Annotated in this window: 18 protein-coding genes and 2 tRNA genes; 11 read left to right on the plus strand and 9 right to left on the minus strand. The window is 43.8% G+C overall.

Translation table 11 applies throughout. The features are described from left to right. Positions 1–17: 17 nt before the first annotated feature. Genes QUD86_RS03590 through QUD86_RS03600 form a run of 3 tightly spaced genes read left to right on the plus strand, consistent with a single transcriptional unit; the run spans position 18 to position 1,917 of the window. Positions 18–845: a CYTH domain-containing protein gene (locus tag QUD86_RS03590; RefSeq protein WP_286298207.1), complete on the plus strand. Its 828-nt coding sequence runs from the start codon at positions 18–20 to the stop codon at positions 843–845. After that, positions 842–1,396 (plus strand): chromate transporter, encoded by a 555-nt coding sequence (locus QUD86_RS03595; protein WP_286298209.1) that lies wholly within the window; start codon positions 842–844, stop codon positions 1,394–1,396. Before QUD86_RS03590 ends, QUD86_RS03595 begins: the two co-directional genes overlap by 4 nt. Continuing rightward, on the plus strand, positions 1,393–1,917 hold the full coding sequence (locus QUD86_RS03600) for a chromate transporter (RefSeq protein ID WP_286298211.1): 525 nt from the start codon (positions 1,393–1,395) through the stop codon (positions 1,915–1,917). Before QUD86_RS03595 ends, QUD86_RS03600 begins: the two co-directional genes overlap by 4 nt. Positions 1,918–1,920: 3 nt before the next feature. Here the strand turns inward: QUD86_RS03600 and QUD86_RS03605 are convergent, their stop codons facing one another. Both QUD86_RS03605 and QUD86_RS03610 read right to left on the minus strand, forming a co-directional pair. After that, positions 1,921–4,008, minus strand: a complete 2,088-nt coding sequence (locus QUD86_RS03605; RefSeq protein ID WP_286298212.1) for a TonB-dependent receptor — start codon at positions 4,006–4,008, stop codon at positions 1,921–1,923. 103 nt (positions 4,009–4,111) lie between these two features. Continuing rightward, on the minus strand, positions 4,112–4,474 hold the full coding sequence (locus tag QUD86_RS03610) for a hypothetical protein (RefSeq protein ID WP_286298213.1): 363 nt from the start codon (positions 4,472–4,474) through the stop codon (positions 4,112–4,114). A gap of 59 nt (positions 4,475–4,533) precedes the next feature. Here QUD86_RS03610 and QUD86_RS03615 point away from each other — a divergent pair. Further along, a tRNA-Pro gene (locus QUD86_RS03615) sits at positions 4,534–4,610 on the plus strand. Between the two features lie 33 nt (positions 4,611–4,643). Further along, positions 4,644–4,720, plus strand: a tRNA-Arg gene (locus QUD86_RS03620). Between the two features lie 324 nt (positions 4,721–5,044). On the opposite strand, the gene QUD86_RS03625 is transcribed toward QUD86_RS03620, so the two are convergent. The 6 genes from QUD86_RS03625 to QUD86_RS03650 all read right to left on the minus strand — a co-directional run bounded on the left by QUD86_RS03625 (position 5,045) and on the right by QUD86_RS03650 (position 12,681). Next, positions 5,045–6,055, minus strand: a complete 1,011-nt coding sequence (locus tag QUD86_RS03625; protein ID WP_286298640.1) for an MFS transporter — start codon at positions 6,053–6,055, stop codon at positions 5,045–5,047. Positions 6,056–6,076: 21 nt separating this feature from the next. After that, a protein-coding gene (locus tag QUD86_RS03630; RefSeq protein WP_286296203.1) for an IS3 family transposase occupies positions 6,077–7,188 on the minus strand; the annotation gives its coding sequence in 2 pieces (ribosomal slippage) (positions 6,077–6,939 and positions 6,939–7,188; 1,113 coding nt in all). Between the two features lie 509 nt (positions 7,189–7,697). Continuing rightward, positions 7,698–8,351, minus strand: a complete 654-nt coding sequence (locus QUD86_RS03635) for a glycosyltransferase family 2 protein (RefSeq protein WP_286298214.1) — start codon at positions 8,349–8,351, stop codon at positions 7,698–7,700. Positions 8,352–8,588: 237 nt separating this feature from the next. Next, positions 8,589–9,623, minus strand: a complete 1,035-nt coding sequence (locus QUD86_RS03640) for a calcium:cation antiporter (RefSeq protein WP_286298215.1) — start codon at positions 9,621–9,623, stop codon at positions 8,589–8,591. A 63-nt stretch (positions 9,624–9,686) separates the two neighbouring features. Beyond that, complete coding sequence (locus QUD86_RS03645) at positions 9,687–11,492, minus strand: amidohydrolase (RefSeq protein ID WP_286298216.1); 1,806 nt, start codon at positions 11,490–11,492, stop codon at positions 9,687–9,689. Positions 11,493–11,661: 169 nt separating this feature from the next. Further along, positions 11,662–12,681 (minus strand): substrate-binding domain-containing protein, encoded by a 1,020-nt coding sequence (locus tag QUD86_RS03650; RefSeq protein ID WP_286298217.1) that lies wholly within the window; start codon positions 12,679–12,681, stop codon positions 11,662–11,664. A gap of 72 nt (positions 12,682–12,753) precedes the next feature. On the opposite strand from QUD86_RS03650, the gene QUD86_RS03655 reads away from it, so the two are divergent. The 5 genes from QUD86_RS03655 to QUD86_RS03675 all read left to right on the plus strand — a co-directional run bounded on the left by QUD86_RS03655 (position 12,754) and on the right by QUD86_RS03675 (position 17,037). Beyond that, positions 12,754–13,584 (plus strand): ABC transporter substrate-binding protein, encoded by an 831-nt coding sequence (locus QUD86_RS03655; protein WP_286298218.1) that lies wholly within the window; start codon positions 12,754–12,756, stop codon positions 13,582–13,584. 306 nt (positions 13,585–13,890) lie between these two features. After that, a complete protein-coding gene (locus QUD86_RS03660) occupies positions 13,891–14,787 on the plus strand; it encodes an amino acid ABC transporter substrate-binding protein (protein WP_502928889.1) in 897 nt (298 codons plus the stop codon). Between the two features lie 20 nt (positions 14,788–14,807). After that, the gene (locus tag QUD86_RS03665) at positions 14,808–15,596 is read left to right on the plus strand and encodes an amino acid ABC transporter permease (protein WP_286298219.1); all 789 of its coding nucleotides are present in this window, start codon (positions 14,808–14,810) and stop codon (positions 15,594–15,596) included. Further along, on the plus strand, positions 15,596–16,276 hold the full coding sequence (locus tag QUD86_RS03670) for an amino acid ABC transporter permease (RefSeq protein WP_286298220.1): 681 nt from the start codon (positions 15,596–15,598) through the stop codon (positions 16,274–16,276). Before QUD86_RS03665 ends, QUD86_RS03670 begins: the two co-directional genes overlap by 1 nt. A 26-nt stretch (positions 16,277–16,302) precedes the next feature. Continuing rightward, complete coding sequence (locus QUD86_RS03675; RefSeq protein ID WP_286298221.1) at positions 16,303–17,037, plus strand: amino acid ABC transporter ATP-binding protein; 735 nt, start codon at positions 16,303–16,305, stop codon at positions 17,035–17,037. A gap of 18 nt (positions 17,038–17,055) precedes the next feature. Here the strand turns inward: QUD86_RS03675 and QUD86_RS03680 are convergent, their stop codons facing one another. Continuing rightward, on the minus strand, positions 17,056–17,433 hold the full coding sequence (locus tag QUD86_RS03680) for a carboxymuconolactone decarboxylase family protein (RefSeq protein ID WP_286298222.1): 378 nt from the start codon (positions 17,431–17,433) through the stop codon (positions 17,056–17,058). A gap of 63 nt (positions 17,434–17,496) precedes the next feature. On the opposite strand from QUD86_RS03680, the gene QUD86_RS03685 reads away from it, so the two are divergent. Next, on the plus strand, positions 17,497–17,664 hold the full coding sequence (locus tag QUD86_RS03685; RefSeq protein ID WP_286298223.1) for a hypothetical protein: 168 nt from the start codon (positions 17,497–17,499) through the stop codon (positions 17,662–17,664). Positions 17,665–17,726 lie beyond the last annotated feature (62 nt).

Below are 17,726 nucleotides of genomic sequence, written 5' to 3' on the forward strand. Positions count from 1 at the left end.
ACTAGGAGAGCGATCATATGAAGGCAGGAAAGTTAATCACTAACCGTGAGTTTAAGCTGCTGATTAAGCCCCAAGGCTTAGATCGTCGGAGCCGAATTACGGCTTTAAGTGAGCAAATTCTACTGTTTTGTAAAAAAAGTAAGGTGGAGTTTTTCCACCTAGACAATGCAACAACCGGACTTCGTAATATCTATTTTTACGATACTCCTGGTGAAGACTTTCGCCGTAATAATGTTATTTTGCGCGTGCGAGAGTCGCGTCAAAATATCTGGGTGGATGACTGGTGTGAAGTCACTTTAAAGTGTCGCTCGGGCGATCTTGCGCAAGCCAATCAATTCAATCCCGCCCCTAAAAAGAGTATCCAATCTCGGTTACGCCTGAAAGAAGAGATTTTGCGTGGTGATGAGCTCGGATCCCATCGATCAATTTATTCAAATAATGCAATATTAGATGCGGTCCCAATTGATAGTTTGTTTGAAGGTACATTTGCGAGTGTTGCCCGGTATTTCCCTGGGATGATCAAGCTTCCAATTGATAAAAAAGCCCCCGTCAGAATTGTGGGTGGTCGAAGCAATAAAGTATTGGAGGCCTGTCTTCCGATTGGCAATCTGGTTTTTGGTGATGGCATTCAAGCGCATTGTGAAATTGCCATCTGGATGAAAAGTGTAGGCGATCCTATTGTGGGGGAGTTGGCTTTTTCCTATCGAATAAATGACAAAAATAGATTACAAGAAAAGGCACACAAGCGAGCCGATAAATTCTTTAAAAAACTCCAAATTGAGCTGGCAGATAGTTTAGAAATTGGAAGTACAAAGACGGCATTAATATATGGAAAGCCAGAGTGATTAACTCTTCTTCTGAGACCACAAAACTACAAGATCTATTTGTACAGTTTTTATTGATTGGTGCTGTCAGCTTCGGAGGCGGAATTATTGCTTATGAGCGAATCTTGCTGGTAGAAAAGCGTCAGTGGTTATCCGCTGACGAATTTATGGCCTATCTAGCAATCAGCCAAACAATGCCTGGACTTAACTCTGTCAATCTTGCCGTTTTAGTGGGTAATCATTTGCGAGGGCTGCCTGGATCCTTTTTGGCATCTCTAGGGCTAATTTTGCCTGGGTCTTTATTTATCTTGGGTGTAGGAATTATTTATGTCAGTGCAGCGGATCATCCACTTGCCAATATAGTCCTAGGGGGTATCGCAGCCTCAGCTGCTGGCTTGTTGACAGCGATTACTTATCGCATCGGTGATCAACATTGGAAGCACGTTAAATCACTCGGTATTATTGTGAGTACTTTTCTGCTGATGAGTATTGTCAAGCTATCCCTACCTCTGGTTATATTAATAATGGCGCCGATAGCTATTTTTCTCTATCGTCCTAAAGGTGTGGCATGAGTATTTATATCCAACTCATTTCTAGTTTTGCCATACTTTCTGTTCTTGCTGTTGGTGGTGGAACTGCCGTGTTACCAGAAATGCAGACAGTTTTAGCCCATCAATTTGGCATTAGTCATGAGCAATTTATTCATGTCTACAGTATTGGTCAGTTAGCGCCTGGCCCAAACATGCTGATGATATTGTTAATTGGCTATCAGATTGCCGGCTTCATTGGCGCTGGTTTAGTTTTACTGTCATTTTTTCTGCCATCGAGCATTCTTTGTCTTTATGTTGGTCGCTTGTGGGATCGATTTGGTGAGAGCCCTTGGCGGCGAACATTACAAAGCGCCCTAGAGCCCATTTCGATTGGCTTGATGTCCTCTGGTGTCTATGCAGTCGCTAAGGCATCTATTATTAGCCCTTTTACTGCAGTTCTTGCCTTAATTACGTTTTATCTTATTTTAAGAACCAAGATTAATCCTGTTTTTTTAATACTTGGTTCCGGCGCCTTATGTGCTGCAATCAGTTTTTACGCTTAAGCATTAAAAAGTTCCCCGTAAACCCACCATTAAACTTCTGCCTGGTTGCGGAGCATATAGCCTGACTGCCATCGGGGTTGTTGCATAGCGGATCTGTTCATTTAGTAAATTTTTGAGATTTAGATAGATAGTCCAATTTACATCTTTCACTCTTTCGGTATAAGAGATGCCTGCGTTGAGTAGGTTATAGCTAGGGGCAGGGCCTTGCTCCCAGGAGGCTAGGCGATTTTGTTGGTAGCTATAAATATAAGTCGCATTGCTTAACCAACCATTTTTTTGATGAGCCAGTTCCGCCCCTAAGCGTGGAGCAGGTTGTAGCGGAAGATTACCACCAGCATCGAAAGTTCCCTGAGAGGCATCAGCAAATAGGCGACTTGCTAGACCAGCTTGATTCCAGTTGTATGTTAGCTCGCCTTCTATGCCCTTAATCGTTGCGCTAGCTTGCTGGGCTGTAACAACGCTAAACCCACTTTGCCCAATAGCATCGCCAGTGTAGTAACCATAAATATAGTTATTAAATCGATTGGCATAAGCACTTGCTTTTGCCCTAATAAGGCCAGTGGTTTTCTGAAGGTTGAACTCTAAGTTATGTGATGTTTCTTTATTGAGGTTGGGGTTGCCAATATCAAATGTAGCGGTGGATTCATGTGCGCCATAGGAGTAGAGCTCTTGCGCACTAGGGGCACGCTGAGAGACTGTATAGGCAATCCCTGCACCTTGTCCTGGCAAGTAGTTCCACAAACCACCAGCAGAGTAAGAGAATAAATTGAAGTTGCGATTTTGGAGGTTAATGCTGGGCGTATCGCCTCCAATATTCATAGCTTCGGGCGTCAATACCGTGCCTAAGTTTGGTTTTTGCGCTACGTTGTTGTAACGCAAGCCAAGATTGCCTTGTAAAGAATCCCACTTTCCTTCCTCAATCCAAAAAAGGGCATTGGAATTTGTTTTAGTGGGCGGTACGATCGCATAGCTACCGCTACCCAACTCAGTTGCATTAAGTGAGGCAGCTGATATTTGCGCCCCTAAAATTCCTTTCCATCCCGCCAGTGGGTTATGGGCTAATTCAAAGCGGGCTTCGTTGGCAATATTTTTCCACTGCGATGCTGCTACACCGGCACTAGTAAATTCAGTATGGTTATAGTCTGAGTTTGCTGCGCTAAATTTAAATGATGAAAACCCATCAAAAGGATCACGTGTTTGATGCTGAAGGTCATAGCGATTCTGCGATTGCTGAATATAGCCACCCTCAGGTGTGGGTATGCCATAGTTATTATTTAGGCGTTCAACTGAAACACCGGTATAGCCAGATTGCCCAATATGAGACACGCCAATACCCAGGTTATTTTGATTGCTAAATGAGTTGGGCAGTTTGCCACTGTAGTTATTGCCACCATTACCACTCGGCGGAACTGTCCAGCCCCCAATAGGCTCACCTTGTGACTGTGTCGAGTTACCGGGGATGCGATAGTTATTTGCATTATTAATAGCAGTATCAACGTGGACGGCAACAGATCCAAATGCACCATCAAGTTCCAGCGCGCCTGCTCTGCCATTGTTGACTGTTTCGTAGCTTGTATTTACTGCGCCAGTTGGTCTATCTGGCAAGTTTGTCAGGATGCGGTCGTTGATCACGTTCACCAATCCACCGCTAGAGCCAGAGCCGTAGAGTAGGGCGGCAGCACCTCGCAAAATCTCGATTTGATGGGTATTTTGCATATTGTTACCCATGGCATGGTCTTGTGAAATATTACTGACATCACCCACTGATAAACCGTTTTGCAAAATTTGTACACGAGAACCTTCTAGCCCTCGAATAACGGGACGAGAAGATCCGGCACCATAGCCAGTAGCACTAACGCCTAGTTCATTAGCGAGCGTTGCCCCAAGCGTAGTGCCTAATTTATTTAATAGCTCGTCTCCCTGCAAAATCTTGGTAGGTGTCAAAATGCTCTGAGTTGCTTCTTGTGCTCCCGTTGCGGTGATTTCAAGGCTAGGACTTCCAGCCTGAGCAAACGTATTGCCTGCGAATAAAGCACAGCCTAGTAAGACTATTGCCTTAGGTTTTCCAAAAAAATAGTGTGATGAATACATTTGTGACGCCTTAGCTTATGTCGCCCAATGCTAGCGGGGCAACCAATAGATCAATAAACAGATTAGCCATAGCAATGCTTGGCAATAAGAGGATTTACTGAGCTTAGGTAAGGGTGGGTGGTGCTCTGGTTTGGTATAGCCCGACAGGAAAGCGAGCAAGACTTGGAATTTCTAGTAGTTCAACAGCATTGAATGATGAAGAAATACTAATGGAAAGCTGGTGATCTGCAGCTATAAACCCAGCAAGGGTTAAGGCGTCTAGTAAGTGACAAGCTGCAGAACTATGACCCAAAGTAGGGCTCTGGTCGGTGCAGCTAGTAACAACTTTTTCTTGGCTAATTCCGGAGTGTGAAATGCCATGAGCAAAGCCTAGCCAATGATTGCCTAAAACGCTCGCAAACAAGAAGCTCAGGGCAATAAGGCCTCTGATCTCTTTGTTAAATTTGCTGGTAAATAAGGCTCTCATGCATGCATATTACAGGATTTGCTCTCGGCAGCAAACGCGGTGTACAATATCGATTCCGTCGGAGTGTAGCGCAGCCTGGTAGCGCACCTGCTTTGGGAGCAGGGGGTCCAAGGTTCGAATCCTTGTACTCCGACCACTTTCCCCTTTAGTAATATAGTCCCAGTACACACTGCCTATAGCTCAGCTGGATAGAGCAACGCCCTTCTAAGGCGTAGGTCGCACGTTCGAATCGTGCTGGGCAGACCACTTTCCCCGTTCATTTACCCTCAGTATCGTGACCGGCTATGTGCTGACCACTTTTCAGGCCTGATCATTCGGTGTTGGATTGGCTCGACGCTAAGTGAAGTGGGGCTTAAGCAGATGGGCATCAAGTTACCAAGATTAATCAATTAAAGCTGATCAAATAGCTAATAATTAGCTCGGACACAGAGATTTGTGAGTAAGGCTTTATTTTCAAGGCCTTAAAAGTTATGCATAGCTTGCTTTGGTTAATCGATTCTAATTGGACCACTATGAATTCAGCACCAAAGCAAACGGAGAGATCGGGACATAAGATGCTTTTAATCTATATTAAACCCGATTTTCCCGGGGAAATATCACGGCACCAAGAACTGTAAACACACTTAATGCCGCAATAGATTTCAGCATTAAATCGAATCCACCCTCGTTATAGAGAATTGATACTAAGCCAACAGAAAGCCCCGCTGCAGTGAATCCTAAAAAGTACCTTACTGAATAGGCTCTACCTCGCCACTCGTCTACCGTATATTTTCCGAGCATCGTGTCATTGACTGTTACCTGCCCAAAAACTGCTGCAATAATCACAATCGTCAAAACAATTAGCCCGTAATCAGTCATCGTCGAGGCGAGAAATAAAGCGGGGACAATAATTAAGGCCAATGGTAAGAATACATTTTTAAGTGAATGCTTATCTAGCAAGTGTCCAATAATGTACTGAGCTAAAGCGCCAAATAAATAAACAAAGAAAGTAATCGTACCTAGAGCAGCAGTATTACTTGTTAAATTAGAGAGTCTTTCTTGAAAGATTTTAGGCAATGCTACCGTTACTGAATTAAAGGTAATTGAGCTGGCAATAATGGTGATAATTAAAGAGGCAATAACCCACACCATGACTGACTTAGAAACTCGAGCAGTTCCCGCTGCAGACTTTTTAGACACCCCGTCAGCAGACTTTGGAATGGCCCGCATAAACAGATACCCAACCACCAAACAGGCAATTCCAGGCACCCAAAAAGCAGCGCGCCATCCAAAGTATTCATTAATCACACCAGTGAACAATGCCGATGAAGCAACGCCGACATTACCCCACATGCCATTAATGCCCATTTCTTTACCGAGCTTATCTACATTTGCAACTAACATTGCAGTACCAACAGGGTGATATATAGAGGCAACAGTACCCACTACCAGCAACATGACACCCAACTGGATTGGCGTTTGTACAAATGAAATTCCCGAAAGAGCCAATCCCATCCCAAGGAAGAAAATTGCCATCATATTGCGGCGGCTCCACTTATCCCCCAGCCATCCAGAAAATAAAGAACCTGCACCGAAAGCAATGAAACGGTAATCATCCCCTTTTTAACCTAAGCTAAAAGTAGAGGCTGGTACTGCAATTGCTAGTTTTTGTTTAGGAGTAATTCCTCCTAAACCCATATTGGGTCTTTCGTGATTGTAGGTCCACATCCAGTGGGTTGCAAAATCTTGTACTTCATCAATCGATTCAAAGAGGTATTGATTAAGCCAGTCATATCTCACCGTACGGTTATAGCGTTCAATATAGGCATTTTGTTGTGGCTTACCTGGTTGGATGTAACTCATCTCTATCTGATGTTTAGCAGCCCATACAGTCAGGATGTTTCCTACGAGTTCGGGGCCATTGTCACAACGTATTTTTAAGGGCTTGCCACGCCATTCAATGATTTGATCGAGTGACCGGATCACTCGTACTGCGGGCATGGAAAAATCAATATCAATGGCCAAGGCCTCTCGATTAAAGTCATCGATCACATTAAAAAGGCGGATGGTTCTGCCGTCGTGCAACTGATCATGCATAAAATCAATCGACCAAGTGTCATTAATGCCTTGGGGTACAGCTAGTGGTAAAGGCTTTTCCCGAACCAAGCGTTTATGGGGTTTGATGCGTAAATTGAGCTCTAGTTCCTTATAGATCCGATAAACCCGTTTGTGATTCCATTTAAATCCCTTCACGTTACGCAAGAACAGGTAGCAAAGACCAAAGCCCCAGTTACGTTGATTGTGAGTAAGACGAACCAGCCAATCGGCAATGAGGGCATTGTCAGTCGACAGCTTGGGGCTATAGTGATAGCAGGTCTGGCTAATGACAAAGGTGTCGCACGCTAAGCGGATGCTCATACGACCCTTTTTTACTTCTTGGCTGGCCATCTCGCGGCGGCGAGATGGCCGAGTTACTTTTTTTGCAGAACTTCCTTTAAGACATCCGCCTGGAGTTGGACTTCGGCGTACATCTTCTTTAGGCGGGCATTTTCAAGCTCTAACTCTTTAACGCGGGACATCATAGAAGCATCCATACCGCCGTATTTAGAGCGCCACTTATAGAAGCTAGCAACGCTAATATTGTGCTCACGGCACAGTTCTGGGGCTGGCACGCCAGATTCGGCTTGTTTGAGGATGGCCATGATTTGGCTATCGGTAAATCGGGAGGTCTTCATAGAATTTCCTTTAAATCAAACTACATAGAAATTCTACTTTTAAATCAAGTTAAGCTAGGGGATGATTACCACCCGGACAGGCGGACAACTCAGCTTGGACTTACGGGTAGCTGCCAGCCAGACGAAATACCACTAAGTCTCAGCAGTTAACCCATATAAGGTTTTTAGGTGCACAGACATACCAATATTAAAAAAGCCATTAAGATGAGAGCTCCTGCAATAATTAATCACAGAACAAATGCAACAAGTTAATAATTACGCTCAGATGACTTTAATTGAGGATGTGACCGAAGCTAACAAACTTGTCGGAGAGCATATTGATTCCTTAACCAGGAGATCAACCCTGATTCAGGAGCGCCTAGCTGTTATACATCCAGAAGTGAGCATAAGAACAATTCGTCGAATTCTCAGTAAAGATATCGAAAAGTCATAAAAGGTAGGGGTAGCTACACAGATTTGACTGACAATGATTTTGGTTAAATCTTACGATTATGGTGGGCGAGGTTATATCAGAGCGCATCATGCTCTTTGGGAGTCTGAGCGAGATGCTCATATTTCAAAAAGTTTTCTCGATGTCTTCTATAAAAGAGTAGGCCCTCTTTTACGCTAGAAACACTTGCACCTTGTTCAAGCATTTTGTCCCATAGATGCCAGTCTTCTTGTGGATGTATGCCATCGTGAAAGCGTTTCTTGTAACCAATTTTTTGGGCCAATACGGTTCTATACATCATTGAGCCATGATGTTTTCCTTCTCGATCCCAGTATAAGTCGCCCTGATAGGGCTGAGTTTCGCCAGGCACTCGATCATGAATCTCTTCCTTTAATTCTCCAGTAACCACGATGTCATAGGTCACAATATCGGCGTTTGCACTTGATAACAACGCTATTGCATCAGATCTGAGCCAATTATCTGCCCCAATAAAGATGACATATTCAGTATCGACCATCATTAATAAATCATGAAAATTATCGACTACACCCAGATTTACAGGGCGAAGTATAAATTCGATGCTCGGATATAAGGCTGGCAAGTGGCTGCAGTCATACGCGCCATCATCAACAAAAATTACTCGATGCGCAGCTTGAGTTTGGGATAGTAAGGACTCTATGCAGTGGGCTGCTAGATGACCATACTTGTAGGAGGCTATAACGACAGTAATCATATGGCCTGTATTGAAACACGAATATGCGATCTTAGTATTTGAGAAAAATATTCGTATCTAAATCAGGCTTTTGAAGGGTGCAAGCACCTTAGTTTTCTTGTAGCAAGTATGCTTTTGCGTGAAGGTTAAGAGATATTAATTTCTCCTTCCTTTGTCTATTGCCAGCTAAATGCGATTAAACGATACTAAACATAACAAAGACCCACTGAACGTAATTAGATGCAACCGATTTTCAAATTAAGGTACCAGACTCAAGAATAAATATCCTATGAAAATAATGATATGAACTACCCCCTGCAATAAGGTGGTGCGTCCAATTGCTAAAGTCAATGCCCCGATAAAAAGAGAGAGGTACAGTAAGACTATATTGAGATTACTAATTCCCAAGCTCAAAGGTAAATCCAACAATATCGCTATCCCAGCTACTGCAGGGATAGTTAACCCAATACTCGCCAGACCAGAGCCTAGAGCCAAATTTAAGCTATTTTGAAGGCGATTGACGGTTGCCGCTCTGACGGCGGCATACCCCTCCGGGAGTAATACCAGAAGTGCAATGGCGATACCGACAATAGTTTTAGGGGCATCAGCCGCTCTCACACCTGCCTCTATTGCAGGACTCAAGGCCTTTGCTAGAGTGACTACCAAAACTAAACAAACGAGTAGGAGTACGCAGCTCAATAGTGTTTTGAGATTGCTAGGTTTTTCAGCGTGAATGCTATCGTCAGACATGGTTTGATCGGTAAGCTTGGGCAGAAAGTAATCTCGGTGCGTTACTGTCTGGAAAAACACAAAAGCAATGTACAGAGCTAAGGAAGCGATACCAGCAAAAGCGAGTTGACCTTGGGTAAAATTAGGCCCTGCAGTACTGACAGTCACTATTGGCATGACTAAAGTGAAGGTGGCTAGGGCAGCAAGCACTGCCAATGCAGAGTTAGTGCCCTCATTGCGAAAGATCATCTCATGATGCTTGAGGCCACCAACAAAAATACAAAGACCAATGATGCCGTTAAGCACAATCATGACGGTAGCAAAAACGGCATCACGCGCAATGAACTCCGCGCCCGCATTACCAGCAAGCATCATTGAAATAATCAAGGATGTTTCGATGACCGTAACGCTAACGGCGAGCACCAGGGTGCCATAAGGCTCTCCTGTTTTGTGTGCGATAAGTTCCGCGTAATGAACCGCTGCCAGCACAGCCCCAATGAGAGCGATGGCTAGAATGCTGATAAACCAATTTTCATTGGCATGTAGTGTAAAAAATTCGATCATCGTTTCTAGTATCGCAATCAATATCAATGAGGTTGATAAATTAATGGGTGCTTAGCTTCCTTTTTAATGACTATGTCTACTTGAAAGAGCAGCTTCTGCAAGCCCTTTATGCTGACTAGGGTCAATGGCATCAATATCTGCTAAAAATTGCTTGATATCAATCTTTTTTCCGCCGACCCAAGTACCCAATACCTTCACCTTCGCAACAATTTGCTTGGGATCCACTGCGGTAAGGTCTGTTGAGAGCTCTACTAAATCGGCATATTTTCCCACTTCCAATGAGCCCACTTCTGTATCTCGCTTGAGCTGATAAGCGGCATTGATTGTTTCTGCTTTGAGTGCCTGATCCATAGTGACTGCTTGATTAGCGCCATGGACTTTTCCAGAAGTCGTCGTACGCGTGACCATACTTTGAATATTGAGCAACACATTGGGCGGTGAAACAGGCCCATCGTTATGAAAGGATGGGCGTACTCCAGCATCAAATGCACTTTGCACAGCCTGCCACTGAGAACCATACTTAGACTCAAACATCGTGCCATCTAACAAATCACCCCAGTAAATATACTGAAATGGCCCCATAGAAACGGTTACCCCTAAGGCGGCAGCACGTTTAAATTGATCGCTTCTTGCAGCGCCCAGATGCTCCACTCTCCAGCGATGATCTGTGCCCATGAGTTTATTTTTTACTAATGCATTTTCATAAGCATCTAGGACTACATCAAAGCCGACATCACCATTGCAGTGAAAGGACATCTGATAACCCATCGGGGCAAACTTATCCAGGATTTGATCTAATTGCAAACGGGTGTAATTCATTCCTTTTTCACCCAATGGTCCCAAAATAATGTTGGCATTGCGGGTTGTTGGGTTATCTAAATAGCCAAAGCTTTGCGCTACTGTGCCCAACCAAGGAGAGCCATCGGCCCATAGCTTGATTCCATTTTTGCGCACCATGCTTGGATCAGCCCAAGTTACCTTATCACCCGCATCTGGCGTTGTAGACATCTGATACACGCTTAAACGCAGAGGGTTATTGGATGATGAGGCGTAGGCAGCATAAGCCTTATACATCCCACTGTTATAAGTCATCTCAGAGGAAGAGGTAATCCCGTTAGAGGCCATATAAGCGTACCACTTCGCACCTGATTTTAGCGGGTGGGGTATGGCTTTGTTTGCTATTGGAACCGCAACAGCCATGATTACGGGAACTTCAAGTCCAACACCATTAGAAGTGCCGTTGGCATTGCGCCCATAGCTACCCCCCACAGGGTCTTTGGGAGGCTTGCCACCAACCCAGCCCAATGACTTAATGGTTGCTGTATTAAAGTACACGGCATGACCAGAGTTATCCAAAAGAATAATTGGCCGACCGCTGGGTGTCAGCTTGTCTAAAACGCTAGCTGTAGGCTCAGGAGCGCCTTGTAGTAACTTATCAACGCCATTAAAAACCAGTGGCTGTCCGGCTGGCATTTTAGCGTCTTCGCTTTTAATTTTGGCCTGCACATCAGCCCAGGTTTTATAGCCAAGATAGGGGGCCACCCAATAAGCTGGCGCTTGCGTTATAGCCCCGCCCAACAGTGGATGACTATGAGCCTCAATGAACCCCGGCAATAGAACCGTTGAACCCATATCCGTAACAGCCACATTAGGGGCCTTAGCGCGCACATCAGCTAAGGAGCCCACAGCAATAATCTTTTTGGTCACTGTGTCAAAGGCAATCGCTTGTGCCCGGGGATTTTTTTCATCCATTGTGATGATGGTGGCAGCTTTAAGAATGACTGTCTCTGCAGTCACCCCATTAGACATGCCGAGCAGGATAGCGATGGAAGAGGTGGCTAATAATTTAAAGGGGAATGAGTTAGTCATGGCTTTGATTTTCTTGGGTTGGGACACCAGGCAAGGGTGGTTTAGGCTAATTTGCATTGAATCTTCAATCATATCAAGCCTATCAGCTAATCTGCCGATATTAAAGGGGAGGATTACCCGCCCAATTGGCTATTCACAGCCCTTGGGGATATCTTTTATCAACAGATATTTATGGTTTGTACCTATTTCTAAGCTTTAGCTGTGAGTAGCCTATGGCATCACCAGCATGGCTGCGAATATTTTTTATTAAAGTAGCAATAGCAGATTGTTTTGCCAGACCCGCAGGCATTGCTAGAAAAAAGGTTTCAGTATTGAGTGGAATAAAGTGTAATTTATATTCTTTGGCAATGTTGTGAAGTCCTAAACCCGCATCAGCGACATTGGCTAAGATTGCGGTTGCTACTGCGCTGTGGGTAAATTCTTCATGTTGATAGCCTTTAATTTGCCCGCTGTTCATGCCCTGAGCTTCTAGTAAATTATCAAACATGAGTCGTGTTCCGGCTCCCTTTTGTCGATTGATAAATCGTATTTCGGGCCTTGCTAAATCACGGATGGTCTTTATCTTATAGGGGTTGCCTTTAGCAACAATCAATCCCTGCTCTCGTTTCATGACAGGTATGGCATCTATACCTTGCTTCTTTAATTCTAGGTGGATAGCCTTAATACTCTCCTCATCTGGAACATGAAATCCAGCAATATCAGATTGACCCGCAATCAGACTTTCAAGGGATTGCCCAGAGCCCATGGTTCTTAGCTCAAAATTAGCCGACTTACTAATCAGCTTTTCAATAATAGGATCACTACTGGTGGCTATTTTCCACTTACTATCTAATTGATTGGTAAGGGCTGTTAATTGCTCTTGAATCTTGATTGCTTCATGAGAATAAAGTGTATTGAATTTATTCACTAATTGCTCGGTAGAATCAACTAGTAGCTCACCTGCTGCTGATAGCTTACTTCCATGCCCTTTAATTGAGTCTAGAAGCTGAACACCCAATTCTTTTTCAGCAAGCTTGAGATGATTCCATATAGTTCTATATGAAATGCCTGCCGATTGTGCGGCGTAAACCATACTCTTGCCATTTTTAATTTCACTTAACAGTTTAATGACCCAAGAAAGATCAATGGTAGAAGGCTTACCACCAGCGGCGCTTATCAGGGAGATGCTAGGTTTGATCTTAATTCGCATATGAAATTATTTGCATATTGAGTAATGAATACTAAACAGGGATGATAACAACTCTATTAATCAGGGTCTGTCATGCTTAAAACATCTTTCTTACGCCATTTATCTGCTTCGCTTACTTTTATCTGTATTGGCATTTTTTCTACTCATGCTATTGCTCAAAAAAGTATCGTAGTTTCCTCAACAACATCCACTGAGCAATCTGGACTATTTGGCCATATTCTGCCCGTATTTCAGAAGAAAACAGGCATTGATGTCAAGGTGGTGGCAGTGGGTACAGGTCAGGCATTAGACATTGGCCGTCGCGGTGATGCTGATGTAGTGTTCGTGCATGACAAGGCGGCCGAAGAGAAATTTGTCAATGAAGGTTACGCAGATAAGCGTATTGAAGTGATGTATAACGATTTTGTACTCATTGGACCAAAGTCCGACCCCGCCAAGATCTCAGGCGGAAAAGATATTAAAGTGGCCTTACAAAAAATTGCTGATAGTAAGTCTACTTTTACCACCAGAGGAGATAAGAGCGGTACTCACGCGGCAGAACTTCGATACTGGAAAGATGCTGGGGTAGATGTTTCCTCGGATCCTGCTTGGTATAAAAATACAGGCTCTGGTATGGGGCCCGCATTAAATACTGCCTCTGGTATGAATGCCTATATTCTGAGTGACAGAGCTACATGGCTTACTTTTAAGAACCGGGGCGACTTAGCTATTTTGGTTGAGGGCGACTCTAAACTATTTAATCAATATGGCGTAATGTTGGTTAGTCCAAATAAATATCCGCAAGTTAAAAAAGTGGAAGGGCAGGCATTTATAGATTGGCTCATTTCCAAGGAGGGCCAGGATACTATCGGGTCTTACAAAGTAGCTGGTGAGCAGTCTTTTTTCCCCAATGCAAGGAAGTAATTGGGGGCTGTTTCAAACGAACTGTTTTCTGACAATAAATATCCCCAGTGAACCATTGCTGGGGTAATCCATTGCTCAAACCTTTTGATGGCCTATTTAAAATACTAGGCTGAGACTCTTTTTGAGCTGTGGGAGTGTTTTGTGCCAATCTTCCAATGGGGGAAAATACTGCCTTGGTAATAGCAGGCGCCTATAACTTTTCTACAAAGATAGCTTTTTGCGTATTTAAAGACCCATTTGTATTTATACTGAGTTTACATATTTTGCTATTTACTAACAAAAAAGGCTCCTGTGAATAATAAATTAATCAAGTACAGTTTTGTTGCTTCGATCATATTACTTGGTACTGCTAATGTAACTGCAGCTAGTCCAATGCTCGATAAAATCAAGTCTACAGGTGTAGTGACCATGGGCGTACGAGAATCTTCTATTCCGATGTCCTATACAACTGGGGACAGCCGTTTCGATGGCTACCATGTTGAAATCTGTCGCATGATCTTGGCCGACATTAAAGCAAACTTGGGACTCAATACTCTACGTATTAATTACCAGCCCGTAACCTCTCAAAATCGCGTACCCTTGGTTCAAAACGGTACTGTAGATATTGAGTGCGGTACGACAACAAACAACACGGCGCGCGCCAAAGATGTTGGCTTTGCCAATACCCTTTATGTGGAAGAGGTCCGAATTGCCGTTAAGGCCAATTCTGGTATTACGTCGATTGCACAGTTAAATGGAAAAAAAGTTGCTACCACTACTGGTACAACTTCGGTTCAGTTATTGCGCAAAAATGAAAAAGCGACTGGCGTTAATTTTGATGAAGTGTTTGGTAAGGACCACGCAGATAGCTTTTTGTTGCTGGAGTCTGGTCGTGCCGATGCATTTGTAATGGATGGCTCCATTTTGGCCGGCAATATTGCCAATTCCAAGAATCCTAAGGATTTTAAAATTGTTGGCGAAGTATTGGCGACGGAGCCTATTGCAATCATGGTTCCTAAAAATGACCCCGAGTTTAAAGCAGCTGTTAATGCGGCGATTGCAAAAATTGTTGCCAATGGCAATATGCCTAAGTTGTGGGATAAGTGGTTCTTAAAGCCAATTCCACCAAAAAATATTGTTGTTGGACTTGAGTTATCGCCTGCGACAAAAAATGCATGGGCAAATCTCAATGACAAGCCTGCGGAAGATTATCAAAAGAAGTAATTTAAATATAAGCTCTTAATATGTCTTTAGATTTAGGTGTTTTTTGTAAAAATACCTTAGATGGGGAAGCGGTAGATTACTGCTTCTCCGCCATTTTTGGTCTTGCTCAGAACAGCGACCCAAGCTATCTCGACTGGTTATTAAAAGCGTGGAGCTGGACCTTAGCGGTTGCTGGGCTCAGTTTAGTGATCGCCTTAGTCTTAGGTGCCCTCATGGGCACTCTGCGCACTCTTCCCAGTAACGGTGGCCTCAATAGCCTGTTAGTAAGGCTTTCTACTGCCTGGGTGGAGCTATTTAGAAACATCCCTATTCTGGTTCAAGTGTTTCTTTGGTATCACGTGATTCCGGCCTTTTTTGTTCCCCTAAAAGCATTACCCTCTTATTGGTTAGTGAGCATTGCACTGGGTTTTTTTACTTCAGCGCGTATTGCGGAGCAGGTGAGAGCGGGTATTCAGGCATTGCCTAGTGGTCAGAGGGCGGCAGCGACTGCATTGGGTTTAACTACTGCCCAAAGCTACCGTTTTGTTATTTTGCCGATGGCATTGCGGATTATTATTCCGCCTCTGACTTCCGAGTGCATGAATCTAGTAAAGAATTCCTCAGTCGCTTTTGCTGTATCTGTTCCTGAGCTCACACTATTTGCCATGCAGGCACAAGAGGAGACCTCTAAAGGGGTTGAGATTTACTTGGCTGTGACGCTACTGTATGCGTTGACCGCTTTCTCGGTGAATCGCGTGATGGCATTCATTGAGAGAAGAAGCCGTGTTCCAGGTTTTATTATTTCTAATGATGCAAGTTTGGCTCATTAATGGATAGCACTATATTTAGCCTAGATCTCAGTTTTTATAATTGGGCGCTATTTACAAACTACATTCTCAAGGGTTTGTTGTTTAGTCTGCAGTTGACGCTACTAGCTACCGTTGGTGGAATCTTACTTGGTACGGTTTTGGCCTTGATGAGATTGTCTGGCCGCCCAGCGCTAGTCTACCCAGCCACCTTTTATGTCAACACCATGCGATCCATTCCGCTGGTCATGGTTATTCTTTGGTTTTTCCTATTAATTCCACTTTTAATCGGAAAGCCCATTGGCGCAGATCTTTCAGCTACGATTACTTTCATTGCTTTTGAGGCAGCATTCTTTTCAGAAATTGTGCGTGCTGGTATTCAGTCGGTACCAAAGGATCAGGCTTATGCAGCGCAAGCCATGGGAATGACGTATGGCCAAAATATGCGCTTTATTGTGCTGCCGCAGGCGTTTAGAAACATGATTCCGGTATTCATGACGCAGACAATTATTTTGTTTCAAGATACTTCATTGGTTTATGCCATTGGTGCCTATGACTTACTCAAGGGATTTGAGATTGCCGGTAAAAATTATGGCCGTCCTATTGAAACCTACATCTTAGCTGCGGTGACTTATTTCTTGATTTGTTTTTCTTTGTCGAAGTTGGTTCGCAGAATTCAGGCTAAAGTCGCCATCATTCGTTAAATATTTTTTATATTGTCTAGATCATCATGATTGAACTTCAACACGTCTCTAAATGGTATGGCGCCTTTCAGGTACTTACTGACTGTACGACCACAATTAATAAGGGTGAAGTGGTGGTCATTTGTGGACCCTCTGGATCTGGTAAATCAACCCTGATTAAGACGATGAATGCCCTAGAGCCATTTCAGGCAGGCCAAATTACGGTTAATGGCGTGGGATTACATCACCCCAAGACAAATCTACCAAAGCTACGGGCAAGAGTAGGTATGGTGTTTCAGAATTTCGAACTCTTTCCGCATCTCAGCGTTACTGAAAATTTGACGCTTGCCCAAATTCAAGTGCTCAATAGATCGCCTGATGAGGCTAAGGCACACGGCTTAAAGTATCTTGATCGAGTGGGTCTTATTGCTCAAAAAGATAAATTCCCAGGCCAGCTTTCGGGTGGTCAGCAGCAACGGGTTGCGATTGCCCGCGCCTTAAGTATGGACCCTATCGTGATGCTATTTGATGAGCCAACTTCAGCCCTAGACCCCGAGATGGTTGGCGAGGTACTGGATGTAATGGTAAATCTTGCTAATGAAGGAATGACCATGTGCTGCGTAACCCATGAGATGGGTTTTGCACGAAAGGTTGGAGATCGAGTCATTTTCATGGATCACGGCCGCATCATCGAAGACTGTACTAAAGATGAGTTCTTTGGCAACCCAGATGCGCGCTCACCAAGAGCAAAAGATTTTTTATCTAAGATATTGGCGCATTGATTCAGGGCTTTTTGACTTTCAGATATCCATCTCTGTAAATACTTCTTTGGCGCAACGAAAGCTATCGATTGCTGCGGGCACTCCACAATAAATAGCGGTTTGTAAAAAGATCTCTTGAATGTCTTCTTTGCTTAAGCCGTTATTGATAGCACCCTTGATATGAAGCTTGAGTTCATGAGGGCGATTTAATGCAGTGATCATCGAAAGATTGATGATGCTGCGGGTGCGACGGTCCAAGCCAGGTCGATTCCAAATTTCATTCCAGCAATACTCCGTTACTAATTCTTGCATTGGCATATTAAATGCATCAGCATTTTTGATTGACTTATCAACATATTCGGCTCCCAGTACTTCTCGACGGGTTTTCAAGCCTTTTTCAAACGCTTCTTTATTCATGAATTTCTCCTTTAACTTTCCAAACCACATAGGTAATACTATATTGCCACTATTCATAAGTGAATGTTTGCCGTAAGATCCATTTCCTCGCTCAATAACGCTCCACCAGAATCAGTAACTGCGGTTGCTAAAAGCGCTCAGGACTCTTCTGTCTTGCAGGGCGCTCCTACTAAGGCAAAAGCGATGCCAGTTGATTGCAAGCCTGTGTTGCATCAAAATCTGGCAGTCTGATGCCTTGCCCATCCCTATAGTCTTCCTCGGGGGGTATGATGGACCATCAGTCTTTTTAGACG

The sequence above is a fragment of the Polynucleobacter sp. TUM22923 genome (assembly GCF_030295705.1).
Classification (GTDB): Bacteria; Pseudomonadota; Gammaproteobacteria; order Burkholderiales; family Burkholderiaceae; genus Polynucleobacter.